Source organism: Kitasatospora sp. NPDC004240 (assembly GCF_053603215.1).
In genome coordinates this window covers 1-24189 of record NZ_JBSGFD010000137.1, presented here as the reverse complement: position 1 = coordinate 24189, position 24189 = coordinate 1, and the positions used below count along the sequence as shown (strand labels likewise).

The window sequence follows — 24189 nt, the reverse complement described above, 5'->3', positions numbered from 1 at the left end:
AGTCGGCCGGCTTGGCGGCGGCCGGGGCGGCGGTGTCGACGGCGGCCGGGGCGCCGCCCTTGGTCAGGCCGGCCTTGACGGAGCAGACGGGCCAGGCGCCCGGGCCCTGGGAGGCGAGGACCTTCTCGGCGACGGCGATCTGCTGCGCCTTGGTGGCCAGGTTGGCCTGCGAGGCGTACGCGGTGCCACCGAAGGCGGCCCAGGTGCTGGAGGTGAACTGCAGGCCGCCGTAGAAGCCGTTGCCGGTGTTGATGGCCCAGTTGCCACCGCTCTCGCACTGGGCGACGGCGTCCCAGGTGGAGACGGACGCGGCGGAGGCCGAGGTGGCCGTGACGAGGCCGGCCACCGGCAGGGCCGCGACAGCGGCGCCCGCCACGACAGCCATCCGCACGCGGTTGCGCTTGGTGGTGACGGTGGAGGTGGCAGCGGCGGTCTCGTTACGGAAGGTCATGGGGTTCCTCTCGACAGCCCCGGGCGGGCATGCGGAACCAGGCCCTCGATGGGCCGGCTTCGCTCGCCTCGTCCGACGGGCGGCCGTGCACGTGTCCGACGTGCCGCGCCGCCCCGGCCACCCGCCTCGCACCGGCGTCCCGTTCGAGGCGTTCGCGCTTCGACCGGCCGCATCGGCGGGCACTGCTCGCGCCGGGTTCGAGCCGGCGGGCCGTGCTTGGGGGTGATCCCGGGTGGTGCTCGTTGCACCGCCAATGAAGCTACGAGTCGTACGCCGAGGATCCAAACATTTCGGGGTCTCCCCAGCTCAGTGCGGCGTTACCGGCGGTAAAGACCTTGCAATCATGGGCGATTTGTCCGATTTGACCGTCATTTACTAGATCAAACATCCATCCGGCGTGGCCCACCTCACAGTTTGATTCCGGCAGCCACGGCACCGAGATCGACAGTTTGCGAGCAGCCGAACACGCCTCGCGATCGAATCCCGGGCAATACCCGTCACCCCCGGCACCCACCCGTGACCCCTGACACAGGGGCCCGTTGGAAAGGGCGGCCGAACGCCGAACCGTCCGCCGAACACCACCACGCACCAACCACCACCCGCGCACCGCCAACCCGAGGAGTCATCCGTGCCGCGCATGCTCGACGTCAGCGACGAGGTCCGAGCCGAGATCGGCGACGACGAGGCCGACCGCCTGCTGGGCGGCGCCCACGCGCCCGACAGCTACGAGTGCACCTCCTGCCGCACGCCCGGCGACTCGCACCAGGAGGCCACCAGCACGGTGCTCTTCGTCGGCGAGGAGACCGCGGTGCTCGCCTTCGCCCACTCCCGCTGCATCCCCTCCCAGGTGGTCCCGGTCTCCGAGGAGCAGCTGCTCGGCGCGGTGCGCAGCATCAGCCAGGCCCAGGGCGACACGCCGGGCACCCCTCCGGTCGCCGCCATCCCGGGCCAGGCCGTGCCCGCCGGGGCGGACCACTACGACCGGCCCGCCCCCGCCCCGCAGCCGCCGGCCCAGCCCACCGCGCCCGGCCAGGCGGCCATCCTCGGCATCACCTGCGGGCTGGTCCTCCAGGGCGACACCGGACACGCCGCCCTGGTCGTCGAACCCACCGGGCCGGTCGGCCGGCCGGGCAACACCTCGGGCACCGACGAGTTCCTCGACCTGCTCCAGGACGCCGGCTTCCAGCCGGTCAGCGACCTCAACCGGACCCCGGACCCGCTGCCCGGCTGGTCGGTCCTGGTCGCCATGGGCAAGCTGCACGCGATCCTCCAGCCCGCGGCCGCCGGCGGCAGCACCGGCTGGTGGCAGGCGCACCAGCCGCTCCAGGTCACCGACGCCTGGCGGATGGCGGCGGCCCAGCTCTCCGAGGTCACCATGTACGCGGTGCCGGCGGGCACGGTCGGCCGCCAGCCCCGCGAGGACCTGCTGCGCCTGGCGCTGGAGCGCACGGTGGCCCAGGGCCAGGTCGTCGCCGCCTCCCTGCCGCTGGCCGGCACCTGAGCCGTACGCCGAACCGGTCGGCGCGGGGTTCGTACGGCATCCCCGCGCCGACCGCACCCCGCGCGCCCCACACACCTCCATGCAGATCTCGCACCCCGGGCCCGCCCGGACCACCCGGTCCGGGCGGGCCCGCCACGTCCTGCCACATCCCGCCGTGCCCTGCCACATCCCGCCATGCCCAGCCCACGTCCTGCCGCATCCCACGCCCCCGCGCGCGACCCCCCGCAACCTTCCGCGACCTCCGGCAATCGCCGGACCAACCCCCACGCGCCCCCGCACACCCCCGCGCGCCCCACCGGCGCGGACCGCCTTCCGCCCGGCCCGCCGCGCCCCGCATCCCCGGCCCGTCTCGCTCGTTGGCCCCTGTGTGTACAGCTACGACGTCTCCGCACCCCACCGCCGCCCCGCCGCATCTCGGACGATCCCGGGCATGCGCCCGTCGTACGACGCGGAGCACCCGCATTCCACGACGCCGATCTACGACGAGCTGTATTCCGAGTACCGCCGGCTGTTCCGGGCGCTGCCGGGCGACCGCTCGGGCGAGGAGAACCTGAAGTTCACCGGGTTCGCCGTCCGTGACGGCTACCCGGCGCTCACCGATCCCCGGACGTATCCGCAGCAGCAGTCCTTCCACACCTACGGCGGCCAGTCGCTCGGCACGCCGCAGTTCATGCCGAGCCAGCAGACCAGCTCGCCGACCCCCGCCGGCGCGGCCGACACCGCCGGCACGGGCGATGGCGCCGGGGAGGCTGACACCGACCGGTCCTCGGTCGCTCAGGTCTCCGTCGCTCAGGTCTCCACCGGCCAGGCCTCCACCGGCCAGGGCTGGGTGGCGGCGGGGTACCTCGGCCCGGTGCCCCAGTCGGTCCCCGCTCCCCCGGCACCGCGCGCGAGCGCCGGCGGCCGGCACCGCAGCCTGCTGTCGCTGCCTCCGGGCCGCGGCGCCGAGCAGCGCTGACGGGCCACGCCGACCCGCCGAGCCGACCCGCCGCGAGGCGCACGCACGAGGGCCCCGGCGGTCTCCCGCCGAGGCCCTCGTCGCACGACCGTCAGTTCATCAGGCCGTCAGTCCATCGGCCCATCGGGCCGTCAGCCCATCGGACCGTCAAAACACCGGACCGTCCCACGGTCACTTCTTGCGACGCTTCTCGCGCACCCGCACCGAGATCGAGATCGGCGTGCCGACGAAGCCGAACTCCTCGCGCAGCCGGCGCTCGATGAACCGCCGGTAGCCGGCCTCCAGGAAGCCCGAGGCGAACAGCACGAACCGCGGCGGACGGGTGCCCGCCTGGGTGCCGAACAGGATGCGCGGCTGCTTGCCACCGCGAATCGGGTGCGGGTGGGCGGCCACCAGCTCGCCGAGGAAGGCGTTCAGCCGGGCGGTGGGGATCCGGGTCTCCCAGCCCTCCAGCGCGGTCTCGATCGCCGGGACGAGCTTCTCCATGTGCCGGCCGGTCCGCGCCGAGACGTTGACCCGGGGGGCCCACTGCACCTGGACGAGGTCGCGCTCGATCTCGCGCTCCAGGTAGTAGCGGCGCTCCTCGTCGAGCTGGTCCCACTTGTTGTACGCGACGACGACGGCGCGCCCGGCCTCGACGGCCATCGAGATGATCCGGGTGTCCTGCTCGGCCAGGGTCTCGCTGGCGTCGATCAGGACGACCGCGACCTCGGCCTTCTCCAGCGCGGCGGCGGTGCGCAGCGAGGCGTAGAAGTCGGCGCCGGCGGTCAGGTGGACCCGGCGGCGGATGCCGGCGGTGTCGACGAACTTCCAGGTCTTGCCGCCGAGGTCGATGAGCTCGTCGACCGGGTCACGGGTGGTGCCGGCCAGCTCGTTGACGACCACGCGCTCCTCGCCCGCGACCTTGTTGAGCAGGCTGGACTTGCCGACGTTGGGCCGGCCGATCAGCGCGACGCGGCGCGGGCCGCCGGGGGCGGCGTCGCCGAAGGTCTGCGGCGGGGCCTCGGGCAGGGCGGCCATGACGGCGTCCAGCAGGTCGCCGGAGCCGCGGCCGTGCAGCGCGGAGACGGGGTACGGCTCGCCCAGGCCGAGCGACCACAGGTAGGCGGCCTCGGCCTCGGTGGAGGGGCCGTCGACCTTGTTGGCGCAGAGCACGGTCGGCTTGCCGGCCCGGCGGATGATCTTGATCAGGGCCTCGTCGGTGTCGGTGGCGCCGACGGTGGCGTCCACCACGAACATCACCGCGTCGGCCTGCTCGATGCCCAGCTCGGCCTGCGCGGCCACCATGGCGTCGATGCCGAGGACGTCGATCTCCCAGCCGCCGGTGTCGACGACCTTGAAGCGGCGGCCGTTCCAGGTCGCCTCGTAGGTGACGCGGTCGCGGGTGACGCCGGGCTTGTCCTCGACGACGGCCTCGCGGCGGCCGATGATGCGGTTGACGAGGGTCGACTTGCCGACGTTGGGTCGGCCGACGACGGCCAGCACCGGCAGCGGGCCGTGGGCGCCGTCACCGAGGCCGTCGACGTCGTCGAGGTCGAACCCCTCCTCGGCGGCGAGGGCCATGAACTCGGCGTACTCGGCGGCGTCCAGCTCGCCGTGGCCGGCGGTGGAGTGCTCTGCGGTCATGTTCGTGTTTTCCGTTTCCCGGCCCGGCCCTTCCCAGGGGCGTGCCGTGCGTACCTGCCCGGTGCGGGCAGCGCGAGTACCTCTATGTACGGGAGCGCGTCGCGGGCCGCGACGCGCGGGGGGGCGACTCAGACCGAGGACAGCCCGGCACGCTCCTCGACCAGGGCGGTGACCCGGTCGATCACCTGCTCCAGGGTGAGCTCGCTGGTGTCCACCAGGACGGCGTCGGCCGCCTGGGTCAGCGGCGCGGTCTCCCGGGAGGAGTCGGCGGCGTCCCGGCGGGCCAGGTCGGCGGCCATCGCGGTGATGGTGGCCTCGTCCAGGCCCTTGGCCCGCAGCTCGGCGGCCCGGCGCCCGGCGCGGGCGGTCTCCGATGCGGTCAGGAACACCTTGACGGTGGCCTCCGGGAACACCACGCTGCCCATGTCCCGGCCCTCGGCGACGATGCCGCGCTCGGCGACGTCGGCGCAGCCGCGCTGCAGCTCCACCAGGCGGGCGCGCACCGCCGGCACCGCGGCCACCGCGCTGACCGCGGCGGTCACCTCGGGGCCCCGGATCGGGAGGGCGACGTCCTGGCCGTCGACGGTGATCGTCGGCCCGTCGGCGTCCGTCCCGGAGACGATCACGGGCTTGCCGCACGCGACGGCCACCGCCTCCGCGTCGTCCACGTCCACCTCGTTGGCCAGCATCCACCAGGTCATCGCCCGGTACATGGCGCCGGTGTCCAGGAAGCTCAGCCCCAGCCGGGCGGCGACCGCCCGGGAGACGGTCGACTTGCCGGAGCCGGAGGGTCCGTCGATGGCGACGACGACCGGGGCGTTCGCTCGGTCGGCAGTGTCCACGGCAGAACCTCTCTCTGGCTTTCGATCTCTGCGATCCCGGGTGGATCTCGGGTGGTGCGGATCCCGGTGGTGCGCCCTCGGACGGCGCGATGGTCCCCGTGCTCCCGGCGCGCGGGCACACGGGTGCACCGCATCAAGGTTAGTCGACCCGCGACCCGTACCCGTCCGGCCTCCGGCGTCCCCGGTCCCGGAGCCCCGCCGGGCGGCGCTCACGGCCCCGTCCGCCCCCGCCGGGCGGCCCCCGGCCGGCCCCCGGCCGGCCCCCGCGGCGCCCCGTCCGCAAGCCGCCCCGCGACGGCCTCAGTCCCGTACGCTCCAGCCGCGCTCGCGCAGGGCAGCCGTGAGCGGCCGGACCGCCGCCGGGGCGACCGAGAGCTGGACGAAGCCGACCTGCTGGCCGGTGGAGTGCTCGATGGTGACGTCCTCGATGTTCACCCCGGCCGCGCCGACCTCGCCGAACAGACGGCCCAGCTCACCGGGCTGGTCGCCGAGGACGACGGCGACCGTCTCGTACCGGGTGGGCGGCGCCCCGTGCTTGCCGGGGATCCGGGACTGGCCGGTGTTGCCCCGGCGCATGACCGCCTCGATGCCGGCCGCGCCGGCCCGGCGCTCGCCCTCCTCGGCGGCCTGCATGGCGCGCAGCGCGGTGACCGTCTCGCCGAGGTCCGTCGCAACCTCCTCCAGGATGTCGGCGACCGCGCCCGCGTTGGCGGAGAGGATGTCGACCCACATGCCCGGGTTGGAGGCGGCGATCCGGGTGACGTCGCGCACGCCCTGGCCGGAGAGCCTTATGGCGGTCTCGTCGGCGTGCTCCAGACGGGCCGCGACCAGCGAGGACAGCAGCTGCGGGGCGTGCGAGACCAGCGCGACGGCCCGGTCGTGGGCGGCGGCGTCCATCACGATCGGCATCGCGCCGCAGAGCGCGACCAGTTCCAGGGCCGCGTTCAGGGTCTCGGTGTCGGTGTCGGCGGTGGGCGTGAGCACCCACGGCCGGCCCTCGAACAGGTCGGCGCGGGCGGCCAGCGGGCCGGAGCGCTCGCGGCCGGCCATCGGGTGGCTGCCGATGTAGTGGACGGTGTCGCAGCCGAGCGCGGCGACCTCGGCGCGCGGACCGGCCTTCACGCTGGCCACGTCGGTGTAGCAGCGGGCCAGTCCGCGCCGCTGGCAGTCCGCCAGGATCGTGCCGACCAACGCCGGGGGCACCGCGATGATCGCCAGATCCACCGGGCCGTCGGCCGGTTCGGTGGTGCCGGCGCCGAGCGAGGCGGCCGTCCGGGCGGCGTCCGGGTCGGCGTCCTCCAGATGGACGGTCAGCCCCCGCCCGGTGAGGGCGAGTGCGGCGGAGGTGCCGATGAGTCCGGTACCGACGACGACGGCAGTGCGCATGGCGGGCTAGGTCTCCTGTCCGAACGGCCGGGGCGTGCCCGCCCATCCTCTCGCATCCCCGCCGCCCCGGGCGCAACCGTCCACCACCGGCCCCTACGGCGTGGACCGCCGGCTCCGGGCCCGTTCGCACACCCGCGCACCCACCTGCCCGGAAACCCTCCGGGGCACCCGTCCGGACACCCGTCCACCCGGCGCAACCGTCCCGCCGCCGGGCCCGTCCCACTCCTCGCACACCACACACGCCACGCGCGGACCGGACCGGGACGAAATCGGGGGACGTCCGGCCCGGGGCGGGGCAGACTGGGCGCCCGAAGGCGGGCGCGACGCGAGCGAAGGGGTCACGCGGGGTGGACGAGAAGAACACAGCGGTACCGGACGAACGGCCACCCGGCTTCCCGTCGGAGCTCGACTCCGTGGTGGTCTACGCGGCCGGGGCGGTCTGCCGCCGCCGGGCCCGGGTGAGCGTCCCGGCGGACGGGCGGCTGCGGCTGACCGGCCTGCCCAAGGTGCTCGACGCCCGTTCGCTGCGCGCCCGGGTGGTGCGCGGCCCGGACGGCCTCGCGGTCACCGAGGCCCGGCTGGAGCCCGTCGCCGCGGTGCGCGCCCGCGCGGACCTCCCGGAGATCCAGCGCCTGTCGGACGAGGCCTGGGACCGCGAGGACGCGGCCCGCGAGCGTCTGGAGCGCAACCGCAAGGCCGCGGGGGCCGTCGCCGCGCTGCGCGCCGTACCGCCGCCGCGCCACCGCGACGAGCCGCACCGCCGGACCCCGGCCGAGGCCTGGCTGGAGCTGGCCGAGTTCGTCGACGAGCGCCTCACCGTGCTGCACGAACGCGGCCGGGAGCTGGCCCGCGAGCTGGAACGGGCCACCCACGAGGCGAAGGTGCTGTCGGAGCGGCTGGCCCGCGCCCTCGGCGCCGAGCGCGCCGAACCCGTCGAGACCTCCGCGACCGTCCTGCTCACCCTGACCGGCACCGCCGCAACCGGCGCGGCCGGGGAGGCCGGCGCGGCCGACGAGGTCGAGCTGGAACTGGAGTACGGCGTCCCCACCGCCCGCTGGCTGCCCGCCTACCGGCTCTCCTACCGCCGCGGCGACGACACCGGACGCCTGGTGCTGCGCGCCTCGGTGGCGCAGCGCACCGGCGAGGACTGGACGGGCGTGCGCCTCGCCCTCTCCACCGCCGACCTCCAGCGCCGCACCGACCTGCCCAAGCTGCGCTCGCTGCGGATCGGCCGCAGCCAGCCCGCCCCGGCGCCCTCCGGCTGGCGGGAGCCCCCGGAGGGCCTGGCCGACCTGTTCACCGGGTACGAGACGGCCGGCCCGCGTCCCGTCCCCGTCGCCTCCCGTTCCGCCGGGCGCCGCGAGCGTACGGGCCAGGCCGCCGGCGCACCGGTGGCCGTCGCCGCCCCGGTCGCGCCGCTGCCGCCCTCGCCCGTACCGTCCCCGCCGCCGATGCCCGCCGCACCCGGCGGCCCCTTCGCGGGCTACGGCGCCCCGCCGGCCGCGGCGATGCCCGCGCCCGGCGGTCCGCCGCCGAAGCCGATGGCCGCCCGCAGCGCCCGGCCCGGCGGCCGCCCGCGCGGTGGCGGCGGTGCCCCGCAGGGCTTCGCCGGCGCGCCGGACCTCCTCGCCGAGATGAGCGTCGGCGCCGCACCCGGCTTCGAACCCGCCCCGGCCGGCCCGCCGGTGCCCGACGCCACGCTGCTCGACTACCCGGCGCTCGTCCTGGCCGGCGCCGAGGCGGGCGGCGCCCGCCGCGGCCGGCTGCACCCCGACGCCGCGCCCCCGGCCGCCCCCGCCGCCGGCCTGGACCTGCCGATCCCCCGGTACTGCGTGCCGCCGCGGATCTCGGCCGGCTCCTTCGACCACCGCTTCGACGCCACCGCACCCGCCGACATCCCCTCGGACGGCGTCTGGCACACCGTCACCGTCACCGAGATCCCGGTCTCACTGCGCCCCGAGTACCTGACCGTCCCCTCCGTCGAGGAGAAGGTGTACGGGACGCTGCTGGTCGCCAACAGCACCGCGCAGGCGATCCTCGCCGGGCCGGTCGAGGTGACCGTGGACGGCGAGTTCCTGCTCACCGCGGGTCTGCCCACGCTGGCGCCCGGCGGTGTGCGCCGTCTGGGCCTCGGCGTCACCGAGAGCATCGAGGTGGCGCGCCGCACCGAGCTGCGGGAGTCCACGGCGGGCATGCTGAACAGCAGCACCGTGCTGGATCACCGGGTGCACGTCGAGCTGGCCAACCGGCTCGGGCACCCGGTGACCGTGGAGGTCCGCGAACGGGTCCCGGTCACGTCCGACGCCGAGGTCAGGATCGAGGAGCGGGCCGACTGGCGGGCGCCCGCCGAGCCCTCCCCGGAGGTCCCCGCGAGCACCCGGATCTGGCGCGTCGAGCTGCCGCCCGGTGGCCGTGCCGAGCTCCACGGCGGCTTCGAGATCCGTATCCCGGCCGGAAAGGCCATCGTCGGCGGAAACCGGAGGAACTGACCCATGACCAGCACCGCCGTCCCCCTCTCGGTCACCGCCGTCACCTGCCTGGAGGACCGCGGCCACATCGAGCGCACCGTCACCCTCGACCTCCCGGCCGGTGTGCGGCGGCTGCGGTTCGGCCCGGTCACCGCGCTCGCCGTGGACCGCACCCTGCGCGCCCACTCCGACACCGAGGGCGTGCGCGTCCTGGACGCCCGGATCGTCCGCACCTGGACCCCGCCCGCCCCGGAGCCGCCCGGCCCCGAGGACTCCGCACTGCGCCACCGGCTGCACGAGCTCGACGAGGAGGACCTCCGGGAGAAGGCCCGCTGCGTCCGCCTGGAGGCCCGGCTGGCCCTGCTCGCCCAGCTGACCGACGACCTGCTGCGCGAGATCGGCGAGGGCGCCGGCCGCGGCGAGGTCGAACGCGCCCGGTGGTCCCGCGAGCTCGACCGGGTGGACGCGGAACGCGAGCGCCACGGCGAGGAGCTGCGCGCCGTCCGCGCCCGGCTGGAGCAGCTGGAGGAGGACCGCCGACGGGCCCGCGCCGCGCTCGACCTGGCCGAGGAGCGGCCGGCCGAGCTGGTCGCCCACCTCGACCTCACCGTGGAGGCCCGGCAGGCCGGCCCCGCCGAACTGACCGTCGGCCACCTGGTGCCCTGTGCGCTGTGGCGGCCCTCCTACCGGGCCACCCTCGACGGGGGCACGCTCCGGCTGGAGTCCGAGGCCGTGGTCTGGCAGCGCACCGGCGAGGACTGGACCGGCGCCCGGCTCACCTTCTCCACCGCCCGCTCCGCGCTGGCGGCCGAACCGCCCGCCCTCACCGAGGACCGGCTGACCCTGCGCGAGCGCAGCGCCGAGGAGCGCCGCACCGTCGAGGTCGAGCTGCGCGAGGAGGTGATCAGCACGCTCGGCCCGTCCGAGGCGGTGCCGGGCGTGGACGACGGCGGCGAGGTCCGGGTGCTGCGCGCGCCCGTGCCGGCCACCGTGCCCTCGGACGGCCGTGCGCACCGGGTGCCGCTCGGCGCCTTCACCGTGCCCGCCGCCGGCGAGTACGCCTGCGCGCCCGAACTGTCCCCGCTGGTCACCCAGGTCATCCGGTTCCGCAACGCGGCCGGCCACGCGCTGCTCGCCGGGCCGGTGGAACTCGTCCGCGGCAGCGGCTTCACCGGCCGCGGCTCGCTGGCCTTCACGGCGGCCGGCGCCGACGCCGAACTCGCCTTCGGCAGCTCCGACGGCTACCGCGTGGTCCGCGAGACCGAGGAGCGCCGCTCCACCACCGGGCTGGGCCAGCGCCAGCTGACCACCCGCACGGTGCGGCTGCACATCTCCCGGTTCTCCGGCCCCGAGGAGCACGACGAGCAGCTGGTCTCGGTGCGCGAACGCGTCCCGGTCTCCGAGGTGTCCGCGGTCGAGGTACGGCTGCGCAAGGAGGAGTGCTCACCCGCGCCGGACTCCTTCGACGCCGAGGGCATCGTCCGCTGGGACCTCCCGCTCGGCCCGGGCGCCCGGCGCACCGTGACCCTGGTGTACGAGGTGTCGGCGACCTCGAAGGTGGCGGGGCTGTGACCTCGACGGCCGGTAGGGGGCAGGCGGGGGCGCGCTGTTCGCGGCGGGCCCGTGACGGGTGGCCGCCCCGTACCACCGCCCGCCCCGTACCACCGTCCGCCCCGTGACACCGTCCGCTACCGCCCTCCGTGACGGCCGCTCGGGTACAACAGGAACATGATCCTGCACCTCGCCCCCCTGGACGACTGGCTGGCCGACCCCGGTCGGCCGTACGCCACCGCCTCGCTGCTCACCGACGGCTTCATCCACTGCTCGGCGGACGAGCGGACGGCGCTCGCGGTGGCCAACGCCTTCTTCGCCGACACCCGCGGTCCGCTGATGGTGCTGCTGATCGAGGAGGCGTTGGTCGAGCCGATGGTCAGGTGGGAGGCCCCGCACGGCGCACCGCCGCCCGGGGCCACCCCCGGCGTGCTGTTCCCGCACGTCTACGGGCGGCTGAACCGCAACGCCGTGGTCGGCCTGGAGAAGGTCGAGCGCGGCCCGGACGGACGGTGGGCGAGCCTGACCCCCTGGAGCTGACGCCGGCCCGGTCGTTGACGGGACCTCAGCGCGGCCTCACAGCCACCCCCGCTCCCGGGCCGCCATGCCGGCCTGGAAGCGGGTGGTGGCGCCCAGCTCGCGCATCAGGCTCTGCAGCCGGCGCTGGGTGGTGCGGGCGCTCCAGCCGAGCGAACGGGCGATCGACTCGTCGGTCAGGCCCGCCGCCAGCAGGCCCAGCAGCTTGCGGTGGTCGGCCTCCGGCTCCAGTGCGCCGTCCTCCGCGCCCAGCGCCGCCTGGAGCTGCACGGCCCGCTCCCACTCCGCCTCGAACAGCGTGTCCAGCGCCTGCAGCAGCGCCGAGGGGTGGATCACGTACGCGGCGTCCAGCACGCTGTCACCGGAACTGATCGGGATGATGGCCATCCGGTCGTCCGACATCATCATCTTCATCGGCAGCACCGGACGGACCCGGGCCTCCTCGCCGTCCGCGACGCCGACCAGGATGTTCTTCTCCAGCCGCCCCGGCCAGGCCACCGCCTCCCGGTCGTAGATGGTCCGGAACCGCAGGCCCTCCTTCATCCGATCGCGCTGCAACGGGATGTTGGCCACCGGGTCCTGGATGTACGGCGGGCAGTCGAAGCCGCGCACCTGGTACTGGCTGGTCTCGGTGATGTGCTCCAGCCGCTGGGCGATCGCCTCACCGCCGGTGAGCACCTCCACCGAGTGCGCCGGGTCTGTGTAGCGCGAGGCCTCGCGGAAGGCGTCCATCAGGCGGTGCATCTCGGCCCGGGCGTGCCGCAGCTCCGACTCGCGGTGGCCTATCAGGGTGCCGATCGCCACGTCGGGGGCGACCGGCAGGAAGCGGCGGCGGTCCACGGGCGCCCGGGTCGCCATGCCCTGCTGGGCCAACCGGTCCAGGGCGCGAGCGCTCTGCTGGAGCGTCAGGCCGCACTGTTCGGCCAGGTCCTCGGCCGTCGACTGCGGGTTGGCCACCAGCGCGGCATAGACCTGCCCGTCCGGCTCGGCCAGTCCCAGCGCGCTGAGTGGTGCATCGGACACGAAGCCGCTCCCCGTTCGCCTCTCGTCCCGGCGCCGGGCATGGCGCATTCCCGCCACCGGGCGGGTCGTGGACCGGTGGCAATCCTCTGCCACGGATCATGGCGCTGACAAGCGGCTGACCTGCCGATGCGTCCCGTTTCACAGCTTCGGCACCACTCACCCCACTCCACCGCCCCGCACCCCCGCCGAACGGCGTGAGGGCCTCCCCCGCCACCCGGCGGGGAAGGCCTCGCCCGGGGAAAATATGCAGACCGGTCTACTGATTGATGGTGCGGGCGCGGAAATATGTAGACCGGTCTACTGGCGAGAGGCCGGCGGCGGGCCGCTGGACCGCCGGACGGAGCGCAGCCTCGGGGGAATATGTAGACCGGTCTACAGAAGTTGGAGCGGGCCCGAAATTATGTAGACCGGTCTACTTCGAGGTCCGCGGCGCGGCACGGTAGGGGCGATGGCACGGTGGCGCCGCGATTTGGCAGCGCAGAGCACGGCGGCTTGGCGCGCCGCGGCGCCTTTGCGACACGGCGGCGCGGCGCACGAACCAGGAACATCGCGAGCCAGAAATATGTAGACCGGTCCACATATCCGGGGCGGACCCCAAAATATGCAGACCGGTCTACAGACCGTGCTCGCCGGCCGCTCGCGACCGTTCGCCGACCGTTACAGCCCGACCTCGTGCATCAGCTGGCCGACCTCCGGGTTGGTCAGGCGGCGCAGCCAGCCCGACTTCTGGTCGCCCAGGGCGATCGGGCCGAAGTGGGTGCGCACCAGCTTCTCGACCGGGAAGCCCACCTCGGCAAGCATCCGGCGGACGATGTGCTTGCGACCCTCGTGGAGGGTCACCTCGACCAGGTAGTTCTTACCGACGTTGGAGATCACCTTGAAGCTGTCCGCACGGGCGTAGCCGTCCTCCAGCTCGACACCCTTGGCCAGCTGCTTGCCCAGGTCACGCGGGATCGGCCCCTGGATGGCGGCCAGGTAGGTCTTGGTCACGCCGTACTTGGGGTGGGTGAGGCGGTGGGCCAGCTCGCCGTGGTTGGTGAGCAGGATGATGCCCTCGGTCTCGGTGTCCAGGCGGCCGACGTGGAACAGCCGGGTCTCCCGGTTGGTCACGTAGTCGCCGAGGCACTGGCGACCGTCCGGGTCCTCCATGGTGGAGACCACGCCGGCCGGCTTGTTCAGCGCGAAGAACAGGAACGACTGGGTGGCGACGGTCAGACCGTCCACCTTGATCTCGTCCTTGACCGGGTCGACCCGCTTGCCCTGCTCGGTCACCGGTCGGCCGTTGACCTCGACGCGGCCCTGCTCGATCAGCTCCTCGCAGGCGCGGCGGCTGCCGACGCCGGCCCGGGCCAGCACCTTCTGCAGGCGCTCGCCCTCGGGCTCGCCGAAGGTCTTGGGCAGCTTCACGGCCGGCTTGTCGTGGCGGGCGAGGACGGCGTCCTCGATCCGCGCCTGGAGCTCGCGCGAACGCTGCGGCTGGCGGCGCGGGTCACCCGGGGCGCCCTGGCCCTCCTTGCGCGGACGCGGGGCCGGACCGGGCCGGCGCCCGGTGTAGCCGCCGCGGGCCGGGGTGGCGTTGGGGCCGCCGCCGTACTCGGGGCGGTCGTAGCGACGCTCCTCGGGGCGCAGCGGACGGTCGGGGTAGCGCCGGTCGTCGCGGCGGTCGTCCCGACGGTCATCGCGCCGGTCGTCCCGCCCCCGCGAACCGCCGCCGGAGCCGTAGGAGCCACCCCGCGAACCGCCCGAACCGTAGGAGCCGCCGCCCGAGCCACCCCGCGAACCGCCGCCCGAGCCGTAGGAGCCACCCGAGCCACCCCGCGAACCCCCGCCGGAGCCGTACGAGCCGCCGCCGGAGCCGTAGGAGCCGCCCGAGCCGCCGCGCGAACCCCCGCCCGACCCGCCGCGGCCGCCGCCGTAGGAACCGCCGCCCCCGTAGGAGCCGCCTCCCCGGGCCCCGCCCTGTCCGCCCCGGCCGCTTCCGCCGCCGCTGTTCCTGCCGTTGCCACTGCTACGCATCAAAGTGTCCGTACGTCGTTCCGTCTGGGATGTGCGGTCGTTTCGGCCGACCTCACAACCCCCTGCCGATCAAGGCGCAGCCCGATCGGCCTCGCCACTGCCGCCGGCGGCCTGCGCGGCAGCGGCGGCGACCGCCTCCGCGATCATCGTGCCCTCCAGGGACTCCGCTTCCACGTCGTCGACCTCGGGCAGGAAGGGAGCGAGCTCCGGCAGCTCGTCCAAGCCGCGGAGCCCCATCCGTTCCAGGAAGTAGTTCGTCGTCCGATACAGGATCGCACCTGTTTCGGGCTCGGATCCGGCCTCTTCCACCAGTCCTCGCTGTACCAGGGTACGCATCACACCGTCGCAGTTCACACCACGGACGGCGGATACACGTGATCTGGACACCGGCTGCCGGTACGCGACCACCGCCAACGTCTCCAGCGCGGCCTGGGTGAGCCGGGCCTGCTGGCCGTCCAGGACGAAGCGGTCCACGGCCGGCGCGCACTCCGCGCGGGTGTAGAACCGCCAGCCGCCGGCCACCAACCGCAGGTCGAAGCCCCGGCCCTGCGCGGTGTACTCGGCCGACAGCTCGCGCAGCGCGGCGGCGACCTCGGCCCGGGGGCGCTCCAGGACGGAGGCCAGGTGCACCTCGGTGGCAGGTTCGTCCACGACCATCAGGATCGCCTCCAGCGCCGGCCGCAGCGACACCCCGTCCGATTCCGGCTCCCCGCCCGGCTCCGGCTCCCCGCCCGGCTCCGGCCCCTCGACCACCGCGAGCTCCTCGGCGGGCCGGACGCCGGAAGTCGGCGGGGCCGACTTCTGGTGCACGACCTGCACGGCCTGCACTGCCTGGGCGACCTGCACGGCCTCCGGAGCGGCCGGCTCGGCCGACTCGGCCGACTCGGGGGCCTCGGCCGTCTCCCGAACGACCTCGGGAGCCCCCGCCGGCCCCACCACCGGCCCCACCGCCGGCTCCAGCCACTCCTCCGCCCGGGGCTGCCCGGGCACCCCGAGGGGCCGCCGCACCGGCCGTCCGCCCGTCCCCGCACCAGCGCTCATCGACCCTCCGCCTCACTCACCGCCGCACCGGAACCCCCCGAGCCCGCAGCCCCCGCACCCCCCGAACCCTCCGAAGCCGAAGCCGAAGCCGAACCCCCCGCAGCCCCCGCCCCGTCCGACTCGAACTCGTCCGACACCGCCACCGGCCCGTGCCCCTCCTCGGCCACCCAACGCACCAGCAGGTCGCCGAGCGCCTCGGACTGGTCGAAGTCGAGCACCCGCTCCCGGTACAGCTCCAGCAGCGCCAGGAAGCGGGCGACCACCACCAGCGTGTCCGGCGCGTCGGCGACCAGCCGCTGGAAGGTCGCCTCGCCCAGCTCGGTGAGCAGGCCGACGACCAGCCCGGCCTGTTCGCGGACGCTGACCGGCGGGGTGTGGATGTGGTCGACGTAGACGACCGGCCGGGGTTTGGGCGCCATCGCCCGGGCCGCCAGCTCGGCCAGCCGTTCCGCGCCGACCGTGATGACCACCTCGGGCAGCAGCTCGGCGTGCCGGGGCTCCAGGCCGACCGTCCGGGGGCGGCGCAGCATTTCGGCGGCCCAGCGCTCGCCGAACAGCGCGGCGGCCCGCTTGTACGCCCGGTACTGCAGCAGCCGGGCGAACAGCAGGTCGCGGGCCTCCAGCAGCGCGAGGTCCTCCTCGTCGTCGACCTCGGCGGCGGGCAGCAGCCGGGCGGCCTTGAGGTCGAGCAGGGTCGCGGCGACCACCAGGAACTCGGTGGCGGCGTCGAGGTCCCAGTCCGGGCCCATGGCGCGGATGTGCGCCAGGAACTCATCGGTGACGGTCGCCACCGCCACCTCGGTGACGTCCATCCGGTGCTTCGCGATCAGGCTCAGCAGCAGGTCGAACGGGCCCTCGAAGTTCTCCAGCCGCACCCGGAAGCCACCGCGCCCCTCATCCGCCGAGGCCGTCACGGAAGCCACGGCGGGGGCCGTGACCGGGGCCATGACAGGGGCGGCGACGGGAGCGGGGCCGGTGGAGGGAACGGAGGGTTCGGGGACGTTCGGCATGACGGTCCATCTTCACCCGGCCCCGCCGGGCGGCCCCCACAGGGGCCGCCGACACGCCGCGCCGGCACCGTGCTGGCACGCGCCCGCATCACGCCCGCACCACGCCACGCCGCGGAGGACGCGGGGCCGGGTGCGAAGCCAGGTACGAGCGCCGGGCGCAAAGGCAAGCGCCCAAGCAGGCCCGCGCGCCTCCACAAGCCCCGTACGCCCCCGCACAGGCCCGCGTACGCCCCCGCACAGGCCCGCGTACGCCCCCGGGAAGCCCGGGAGCCTCCGACGGGGCCCCGGCGCGCCCAGGAGGCCGCGCACGCCCCGTCAGGGGCGCTCAGCGCCCGCGCAGCCGCCGCACCAGGATGCTCGCCTCGCCGCGCTGCTCCAAATCGGCCAGCACCACCGCGATGGCCTCGCGGACGATGCGCCCGCGGTCGACCGCGAGCCCGTGCTCGCCGCGCAGCACCAGCCGGGTGTGCTCGAGGTCCATGAGCTCCTCGGCCGACACGTACACGGTGATCTTCTCGTCGTGCCGCTCGCGGCCGCTCGGGCGGCGCGGGGCACGGCCTCGCGGACGGGCGCGGCCCGCGGCGGCCGGGTCCTCGGCGGCGGCGTGCCGGGTGGTGGCCGGCGGCACGGCGGCACGGCCGGCGGGCGCGGCCTTGGGGGCGCCGGCGGCGGACTGCCGCACGACCGGCGGGACCTGCGGGACGACCGGCTGCGCGGGTGCGGGCACCGCACCGGTCTGGCCCGTCCGAGGGGCGTACGGGGAGCGGTCCTGCTCGGGACGGCGCTCGCGCGGCTGGCCGGCCTCGCCGGCGGCCTCCTCCGCGGCGCCCGTCCCGGCACCGTGAACACCTGCGCCGTAGCCACCGGAACCGTGAACACCGGCACCCTGACCACCCGCACCCTGACCGCCGTCGCCCTGGCCACCCTCACCGTGGACACCGGCGCCGTGGGCACCGCCACCGTTCCCGTCCGTGCCGTCGGCGGCCCGTGCGGTCTCCGGTCTGGGCGCCTCGGCGGCCGGACGCGGCGCGAGGGACGGCGACAGCGCCATCCCGCCGGTGGTCCGGAACAGCTCGTCGGCACCCGGGAGACTCACTCGGCGGGGCGGCACCGGTCGAGCACCTCCCTGGCGAGCTGGCGGTAGGCGGCGGCCCCGACCGAGTTGGTCGCGTACGTGGTGATCGGCTCACCGGCCACGGTGGTCTCGGGGAAGCGCACGGTCCGCCCGATGACGGTGTGGAAGACGTGCTCGCCGAAGGCCTCGACCACACGGGCCAGCACCTCGCGGCTGTGCACGGTGCGCGAGTCGTACATGGTGGCCAGGATGCCGTCCAGGCGCAGTTCGGGGTTGAGCCGCTCGCAGACCTTCTCGATGGTCTCGGTGAGCAGCGCGACGCCGCGCAGGGCGAAGAACTCGCACTCCAGCGGGACGATGACGCTGTGAGCGGCCGTCAGCGCGTTGACCGTCAGCAGACCCAGCGAGGGCTGGCAGTCGATGATGACGTAGTCGTAGTCGGGCAGCAGCGGCTTCAGGGCGCGCGCCAGCGCGGACTCCCGGGCCACCTCGCTGACCAGCTGCACCTCGGCGGCGGACAGGTCGATGTTGGAGGGGAGCAGGTCCATCCCCGGCACCGCGGTCTTCAGCAGCACCTCATCGGCCGTCAGGCCCCGCTCCATCAGCAGGTTGTAGACGGTGACGTCGAGCTCCATCGGGTTGACGCCGAGGCCGACCGAGAGCGCGCCCTGGGGGTCGAAGTCGACGAGCAGCACCCGGCGGCCGTACTCGGCCAGCGCGGCGCCCAGGTTGATGGTCGACGTGGTCTTGCCGACGCCGCCCTTCTGGTTGCACATCGCGATGATCTGCGCGGGGCCGTGCTCGGCCACCGGCGCGGGGATCGGGAAGTACGGGAGCGGACGGCCGGTGGGCCCCACGCGCTCGCGGCGCTGGCGCGCGGCGTCGGGGGCCAGGGTCGCGGCGTACTCCGGATCCGGCTCGTACTCGGCGTCCGGGTCGTCGTAGGCGCCGTAGGCGAACTCGCCGTAGGCCAGGCCGTGGGCCGGCAGGTCGGCGTCGTAGTCGGTCACCGTGGTCACCTGTGCTGTGTTCTGGCGTGCTTCGAAAGTACGGAGGGCGACCGAGCCGACCTCGGCCGATCCCACGGAGGGCTGCCGGGCCCCGGGCTCCACACTCGTCTGGCCGGCGGCGTGCTCCGCCAGTCCTGGCTGACCACCCCCGGGAGCAAATGTCGACTCATTCACAAGTCGTCTTACCTCCTTGGGCATCCAGGACTCTATGTCGATTCGTCAGCGTGGCAGCATGCCGACGGTTTGCGACTCTAGGCCGTTCCAGGCGTTCGCAGCAACACAATCCACGGTAGTGGGCATGATGTGTCGACTATCGGGCCACCCTCTGTCAAGGGATGGACGGGCCCTTGACCCTAACGTTTCTGTGGTCGGGTGACGCGACCCACAGAAATTGACGACACAACGACCCGACCGTTTAAGCCCGCGTTAAAGGTGTCGTCACCGGGCATGCCGAAGCCCCCGGCCCGAGGGGAACGGGTCGGGGGCCGACGGAGCCGTCCAGCGCGGGACGGCCGGCCCCGGAGCGGCGGCGTCACAGCCGCGCGCCGCTCCGGTCGGATGGTGTTACGGGAGACGGGGGGAGACCCCGGCCGGGGGAACGGGCCCCGAAGGAGAACGGACCTCAGGGGACCGAACCCCGGCACGGACGGGTCGCACCCGCCACCGGTCCGCGTCCGGGGTCCGCGTCCGGCGAACACTGCCAGCCGGGCGGACACCGGTCAGGGGCGACCTCAGGCGAGGACGCTCTCCAGGGCGACCGACTCCAGGCCGAACGCCTCGGCGACGGCGGCGTAGGTGATCTGGCCCTCGTGCACGTTGAGGCCCTTGGCCAGCGCCGGGTCGCGACGCAGGGCGTCCTTCCAGCCGCGGTTGGCCAGCTCGACGACGTACGGCAGCGTCGCGTTGGTCAGCGCGTAGGTGGAGGTGTTCGGGACGGCGCCCGGCATGTTGGCCACGCAGTAGAAGACCGAGTTGTGGACCGGGAAGGTCGGCTCGGCGTGCGTGGTCGGACGGGAGTCCTCGAAGCAGCCGCCCTGGTCGATGGCGATGTCGACGAGCACGGAACCCGGCTTCATGCGGGAGACCAGCTCGTTGGTGACCAGCTTGGGGGCCTTGGCGCCCGGGATCAGCACGGCGCCGATGACCAGGTCGGCCTCCAGGACGGCCTTCTCCAGCTCCAGGGAGTTGGAGGCGATCGCCTTGATGCTGGTGCCGAAGATCTTGTCGGCCTCGCGCAGCTTGTTGATGTCGCGGTCGAGCAGGGTCACGTCGTAGCCCATGCCGATGGCGATGGTGGCCGCATGCCAGCCGGAGACGCCACCGCCGATGACGACGGCCTTGGCCGGGTGGGTGCCGGGCACGCCACCGGGCAGCACGCCGCGGCCGCCGACCGGACGCATCAGGTGGTACGAGCCGACCTGCGGGGCCAGCCGGCCCGCGACCTCGGACATCGGGGCGAGCAGCGGCAGGGCGCCGTTGGCGAGCTGCACGGTCTCGTACGCGATGGCGGTGGTGCCGGAGGCGACCAGCGCGTCGGTGCCGGCACGGTCGGCCGCCAGGTGCAGGTACGTGAAGAGGGTCTGACCCTTGCGCAGACGGTGGTACTCCTGGGCGATGGGCTCCTTGACCTTCAGCAGCAGGTCGGCGGTGGCCCACACCTCGTCGGCGGTGGGGAGGATGGTGGCGCCGGCGGCCACGTACTCCTCGTTGGGGATCGAGGAGCCGACACCGGCGTTGTCCTCGATGTAGACCTCGTGTCCGTTGCGGACCAGCTCATGCACGCCGGCGGGCGTGATGGCCACGCGGTACTCGTGGTTCTTGACCTCGCGGGGGATGCCGACCTTCACGGCTAAACACGTCCTCTTGCCATGGGGGTCCCTACCGGAGAAGACCGGCGGGCGACGCGCACGTGGGGAAGCCTCCGGGTACGCCGGGGCACGTATCGCTGCGCGACTGAGTTCGAGTGTAATGAAGCCCAGGCGGCGTGTCAGCCTTCCAAAGTGAATAAATTTGCCGGACGCGTTGGCAGGTTCGTAGGCTTCCCGGACGATCTTCCTGTCAAAGACGCCCTAACCGGGCAAATCTGACTTTACTCCGAAACCGGTCCTCGGCACCCGGAGCGCACCCGTCTCCGGGACCCCGGCGACACGCCCCGCGAGGCCCGTCACCAGCCCTCCTCCAGGCGTTCCCGCAGCTCCGCGAGGGCGGCCCCGACCACCCGCAGACCGCGCTCGTCGCCCACCCGGCGCAGCACCGCCAGCGACGCCCGGTACTCCCGCTCGGCCTCGTCGAAGCGGCGCTGCGCGGTGTGCGCCTCCGCCACCCGGGCGAGCAGCCGGGCCTCGGCCGGCCGGTCCCCCGCCGACTGCCGCAGGGCGAGCGCCCGGCCGTAGAAGTCGGCGGCGCGCACCGCGTCGCCGAGCGCCCGGTAACCGCCGGCCGCGCCCTCCAGGGCCCGGGCGCAGGCGGCCTCGTCCTCGGCCGTCCGGGCGTGCTCCAGGGCCGCCCGGTAGTGCTCGACCGCGTGCTCCCAGCGGTCCGCGGCGGACTGCAGGTCGCCCAGGTTGAGCAGCGCGGCGGCCGCCCGGCGGTGCGCGCCGCCGCGTTCGGCGACGGTGAGCACCAGCTCGTGCAGCTGGTACAGGTCGGCCGGCGCGGCGGCGCCGGTCAGCGGCAGGGCCCGCAGCAGCGCGGTGACCAGCCGGCCCGCCGAACCGTCGAGGTCGCCCTGGCCGATGGCGTCCGCGACGGCGCCGAGCAGCTGGTCGCGCTCGCCGAGCAGCCACTGCCGGGCCTGGACGGCGGAGCGCAGCCGCAGCGGCCCGGGCAGCGGGTCGGGGCCGGGGCCCGCGGCCGGGTCCAGCAGGGCCCGCGCCGCGTCGGTGAGCCGGACCAGCCGTTCCAGCAACCGGGCCCGGGCCAGCTCGGTCTCGGTGGGCCGGTCCTCGCTCTCCCGCAGCCGGACCAGCCGCGGGTACAGCCGCCCGGGTACCCGGTAGCGGGGCGTGCCGTCGGCGGCCGGCGGCTCCTTCCCCAGCAGCTCCCGTTCGGCGAGCGCGGCCAGCGTCGCGGCCGCCTCGGGGGCCGGGCAGCCGACCAGGGCGGAGGCCGTACGCAGGTCGGCGGTCTGCGCCGGGGCCAGGGTGAGCACCCGCAGCATCCGCGCCTGGGCGGCCGGCAGCGTGGCGTACGTGAGGGTGAAGGCGCCGGTCAGCGGGTCGTTGTCGGGCACCGGGACGGGCTCGGCCGGCTCGGGACCGGGCGGCACCCAGTCGGCCGGGTCGGTGGCCGCCCCGTCCGCCGGCTCCTCGGCCCCGGCGGAGGCCGCCGGGCCCTGGGCGGCGACGGGCTCGGCGCCTGTCCCCTTTCCCTTCGCCGGCGGTGTCCCCTTTCCTCCGGCCGCCTTCCCGCCGTTTCCCTCGGCGCTGTTCGCCCCGTTCAAACCGTTCGCCCCGTTCGAACCGTTCGCGCCGGGCGCGCCGCCCGCGGGGCCCGTACGGCCCGCCTTCCCCGCCCGTCCCGTACGGGCGCCGCCGCCCGCCGCCTTCCCGTCGGCGGCCGCCGCGCCGGTGACCCCGGCCAGCTCACGGGCCGCGTCGGTGACCGCCGCCTTGCCGTTGCCGCGCAGCCACCCGGCCATCAGCCGCAGCGCGGCCGGGCCGGAGCCGCAGGCCTCGGCGAGGTCCGCGGCACCCACCGGGTCGGCGGCGATCCGGGTGCCGCCGACCAGGTCGGCGAGGAGTTCCGAGGCGGCCGGGCGGTCGAGGCCGCCGAGGATGCAGGGGTCGATGTCCTCGATCCCGGTGAGCGGCCCGGCGGTGGTGGCGACCACCAGACAGCCGGGCTCGTCGGCGAGCAGCGGCCACAGCTGGCCGGCGTCGCGGACGTCGTCCAGCAGCAGCAGGGCCTGGCGCCCGGCGAGCGCCTCGCGCAGGGCCACGCAGGCGGGCTCGTCGCGGCCGTCCTCGGCGCCGCCGGACAACGGGAGGCCGGAGGTGTCCTCGCCGAGCTGTTCCAGCAGCCGGCGGGCGGCCCGGGCGGGTGGCACCCGGGTGCCGTCGGGGGTGGAGAGGCGGGCGAACAGCACCCCGTCGGGGTAGTCGGCGGCGACGGTGACGGCGAAGCGCACGGCGAGGGTGGTGCGCCCGGAGCCGGGACGGCCGGCCAGCACCAGGACGGTGGAGCGGCCCTCGGCCGGGCGGGCGGCGGCGGCCCGCAGGGCGGCGAGTTCGCCCCGCCGTCCGACGAACAGCGTGGGGGCGGCGGGCAGCCGCTGCGGGCCGGGGCCGTCCACCTCGGGCCGTGCGTCCATCGTCGCCGTCTTCCTCGCCACCCGTGCCACTCCCGACCTGTCGTTCCGGCGCCCAGCGGAGGCGGCCCTGGGCGGGCGGCCTGGTGCGAAGCGTAGTTCGACCGTCCGGCGCAGCGGGGGTGACATCCGGTCGTACGAACCGGTAAATCACCCCCGCGGATCAACCACGGACCGACCCGCCGATAGGTTCCCCGGACACGGGGTCACTTCTCCCGGCGGAACGATCCGAACGGACCGAACCGGCCGGGCGGACCAGACCGACCGGGCGGGCCGAGCCCGCCGAACGAGCGGAGCCCACCGAACCGGCCGAACGAGCGGAGCCGGATACGCCGACCGCCCGCCGGCCCGCGCCGGTCAGCCGTCGTACGGGCGGGCCGGCCAGGGCGCGTCCGCCGGGCGCAGCGCGTCCAGGCCGCCGGGGCCGGTGAGGGCGGCGTGCACGGCGAGGGTCCCGGCGATCAGGGTGGGGTTGTGCAGCTCGCCGGCCTGGATCAGCCGGATCAGCTCGGCGACCGGCACCCGGGCGGTCTCGATCTCCAGCTCCTCCCCGTGGGCGGCGTAGCGCTCGCCCTCGGCCTCGGCGAGGTCGGTGGCGAGGAAGATCCGCAGGGCCTCGTCGGTGCCGCCCGGGGAGGTGTAGAAGTCGACCAGCACCCGCCAGGTGCCGGCCTTGCAGTGCGCCTCCTCGTACAGCTCGCGCTGGGCGGCGTGCAGCGGGTTCTCCCCCGGGACGTCCAGCAGGCCGGCCGGCAGCTCCCACAGGCGCTGGCGCACGGGGTGGCGGTACTGGCGCAGCACCAGCACCCGCTGCTGGTCGTCGAGGGCGAGCACGGAGACCGAGCCGGGGTGGAGCTGGTAGTCGCGGCGGGCCCACGCGCCGTCGGGCATCCGGACCTCCTCGGTGCGGACGCCGGTGACCCGCCCCTGGAACGGCGTCTCGCTGCCCCGGACCTCCCACTCCTCGGCCACGTCGAAGATCTTCCGGTCGTCCATCGCTCTCCCCTTTTCGTCAGTACGACACAATCTATAACGCCGAACGGCGGCCCCGCGGGAATCGCGGGGCCGCCGTTCGGTCACCGGACCGGTCGCCGACTACTCGGCGGTGGCGGTCTTGATCTCGATGGCCGCCTTGACCAGGCCCGCGAAGAGCGGGTGGGGGCGGGTCGGACGGGACTTCAGCTCCGGGTGGGCCTGGGTCGCGACCAGGTAGGGGTGGACCTCGCGCGGGTACTCGACGTACTCGACCAGGTCGCCCTTCGGGGAGAGGCCGGAGAACTGCAGGCCGGTCTTCTCCAGGTCGGCGCGGTAGGCGTTGTTCACCTCGTAGCGGTGGCGGTGGCGCTCCTCGACGTAGGGCTCGCCGCCGTAGACCTCGCGCACGA

The 24189-nt window shown here is 74.8% G+C and carries 19 protein-coding genes; 5 read left to right on the top strand and 14 right to left on the bottom strand.

Annotated elements, in window-relative coordinates:
• Window positions 1–451, bottom strand: a 451-nt coding sequence (locus ACWEQL_RS29630) for a transglycosylase family protein (protein WP_452153407.1), incomplete at its 3' end; no start/stop codon positions are given.
• A 637-nt stretch (window positions 452–1088) separates the two neighbouring features.
• Between ACWEQL_RS29630 and ACWEQL_RS29625 the strand changes: the two genes are divergently transcribed.
• Window positions 1089–1952 carry a hypothetical protein gene (locus ACWEQL_RS29625; protein ID WP_452153411.1) on the top strand — a complete coding sequence of 288 codons (864 nt, stop codon included), beginning with the start codon at window positions 1089–1091 and terminating at the stop codon, window positions 1950–1952.
• Window positions 1953–2382: 430 nt separating this feature from the next.
• Window positions 2383–2910, top strand: a complete 528-nt coding sequence (locus tag ACWEQL_RS29620) for a hypothetical protein (RefSeq protein ID WP_452153406.1) — start codon at window positions 2383–2385, stop codon at window positions 2908–2910.
• Window positions 2911–3081: 171 nt separating this feature from the next.
• On the opposite strand, the gene der is transcribed toward ACWEQL_RS29620, so the two are convergent.
• The 3 genes from der to ACWEQL_RS29605 all read right to left on the bottom strand — a co-directional run bounded on the left by der (window position 3082) and on the right by ACWEQL_RS29605 (window position 6764).
• Window positions 3082–4536 carry a ribosome biogenesis GTPase Der gene (gene der / locus ACWEQL_RS29615; RefSeq protein ID WP_452153405.1) on the bottom strand — a complete coding sequence of 485 codons (1455 nt, stop codon included), beginning with the start codon at window positions 4534–4536 and terminating at the stop codon, window positions 3082–3084.
• Window positions 4537–4664: 128 nt separating this feature from the next.
• Window positions 4665–5378: a (d)CMP kinase gene (gene cmk, locus ACWEQL_RS29610; protein ID WP_452153404.1), complete on the bottom strand. Its 714-nt coding sequence runs from the start codon at window positions 5376–5378 to the stop codon at window positions 4665–4667.
• Window positions 5379–5678: 300 nt separating this feature from the next.
• A complete protein-coding gene (locus tag ACWEQL_RS29605; RefSeq protein WP_452153403.1) occupies window positions 5679–6764 on the bottom strand; it encodes a prephenate dehydrogenase in 1086 nt (361 codons plus the stop codon).
• Between the two features lie 413 nt (window positions 6765–7177).
• Here ACWEQL_RS29605 and ACWEQL_RS29600 point away from each other — a divergent pair, with 413 nt between their 5' ends.
• From ACWEQL_RS29600 to ACWEQL_RS29590, 3 genes are all read left to right on the top strand, one after another.
• Window positions 7178–9253, top strand: coding sequence for a DUF4139 domain-containing protein (locus ACWEQL_RS29600; RefSeq protein WP_452153410.1), 2076 nt, complete (start codon window positions 7178–7180; stop codon window positions 9251–9253).
• A 3-nt stretch (window positions 9254–9256) separates the two neighbouring features.
• Complete coding sequence (locus ACWEQL_RS29595) at window positions 9257–10804, top strand: mucoidy inhibitor MuiA family protein (RefSeq protein WP_452153402.1); 1548 nt, start codon at window positions 9257–9259, stop codon at window positions 10802–10804.
• A 156-nt stretch (window positions 10805–10960) separates the two neighbouring features.
• Window positions 10961–11323 carry a DUF952 domain-containing protein gene (locus ACWEQL_RS29590; protein WP_452153401.1) on the top strand — a complete coding sequence of 121 codons (363 nt, stop codon included), beginning with the start codon at window positions 10961–10963 and terminating at the stop codon, window positions 11321–11323.
• Between the two features lie 36 nt (window positions 11324–11359).
• On the opposite strand, the gene ACWEQL_RS29585 is transcribed toward ACWEQL_RS29590, so the two are convergent.
• The 10 genes from ACWEQL_RS29585 to ACWEQL_RS29540 form a co-directional block, all read right to left on the bottom strand.
• Window positions 11360–12343: a helix-turn-helix domain-containing protein gene (locus ACWEQL_RS29585; RefSeq protein WP_452153400.1), complete on the bottom strand. Its 984-nt coding sequence runs from the start codon at window positions 12341–12343 to the stop codon at window positions 11360–11362.
• Between the two features lie 657 nt (window positions 12344–13000).
• Complete coding sequence (locus ACWEQL_RS29580) at window positions 13001–14359, bottom strand: pseudouridine synthase (protein ID WP_452153399.1); 1359 nt, start codon at window positions 14357–14359, stop codon at window positions 13001–13003.
• A gap of 69 nt (window positions 14360–14428) precedes the next feature.
• Window positions 14429–15016: an SMC-Scp complex subunit ScpB gene (gene scpB, locus ACWEQL_RS29575; RefSeq protein ID WP_452153409.1), complete on the bottom strand. Its 588-nt coding sequence runs from the start codon at window positions 15014–15016 to the stop codon at window positions 14429–14431.
• Between the two features lie 380 nt (window positions 15017–15396).
• On the bottom strand, window positions 15397–16323 hold the full coding sequence (locus ACWEQL_RS29570) for a segregation and condensation protein A (protein ID WP_452153398.1): 927 nt from the start codon (window positions 16321–16323) through the stop codon (window positions 15397–15399).
• Between the two features lie 412 nt (window positions 16324–16735).
• Window positions 16736–17506 (bottom strand): hypothetical protein, encoded by a 771-nt coding sequence (locus tag ACWEQL_RS29565; RefSeq protein WP_452153397.1) that lies wholly within the window; start codon window positions 17504–17506, stop codon window positions 16736–16738.
• Window positions 17503–18570, bottom strand: a complete 1068-nt coding sequence (locus ACWEQL_RS29560; RefSeq protein ID WP_452153408.1) for a ParA family protein — start codon at window positions 18568–18570, stop codon at window positions 17503–17505. The genes ACWEQL_RS29565 and ACWEQL_RS29560 overlap by 4 nt, the downstream gene beginning before the upstream one ends.
• 656 nt (window positions 18571–19226) lie before the next feature.
• Window positions 19227–20342 carry an alanine dehydrogenase gene (gene ald / locus ACWEQL_RS29555; protein ID WP_452153396.1) on the bottom strand — a complete coding sequence of 372 codons (1116 nt, stop codon included), beginning with the start codon at window positions 20340–20342 and terminating at the stop codon, window positions 19227–19229.
• A 317-nt stretch (window positions 20343–20659) separates the two neighbouring features.
• Window positions 20660–22807 (bottom strand): AAA family ATPase, encoded by a 2148-nt coding sequence (locus ACWEQL_RS29550; protein WP_452153395.1) that lies wholly within the window; start codon window positions 22805–22807, stop codon window positions 20660–20662.
• 354 nt (window positions 22808–23161) lie between these two features.
• Window positions 23162–23800 carry an NUDIX domain-containing protein gene (locus ACWEQL_RS29545; RefSeq protein ID WP_452153394.1) on the bottom strand — a complete coding sequence of 213 codons (639 nt, stop codon included), beginning with the start codon at window positions 23798–23800 and terminating at the stop codon, window positions 23162–23164.
• Window positions 23801–23899: 99 nt separating this feature from the next.
• A partial coding sequence (locus ACWEQL_RS29540) for a glutamine amidotransferase-related protein (RefSeq protein ID WP_452153393.1) occupies window positions 23900–24189 on the bottom strand: 290 nt, incomplete at its 5' end.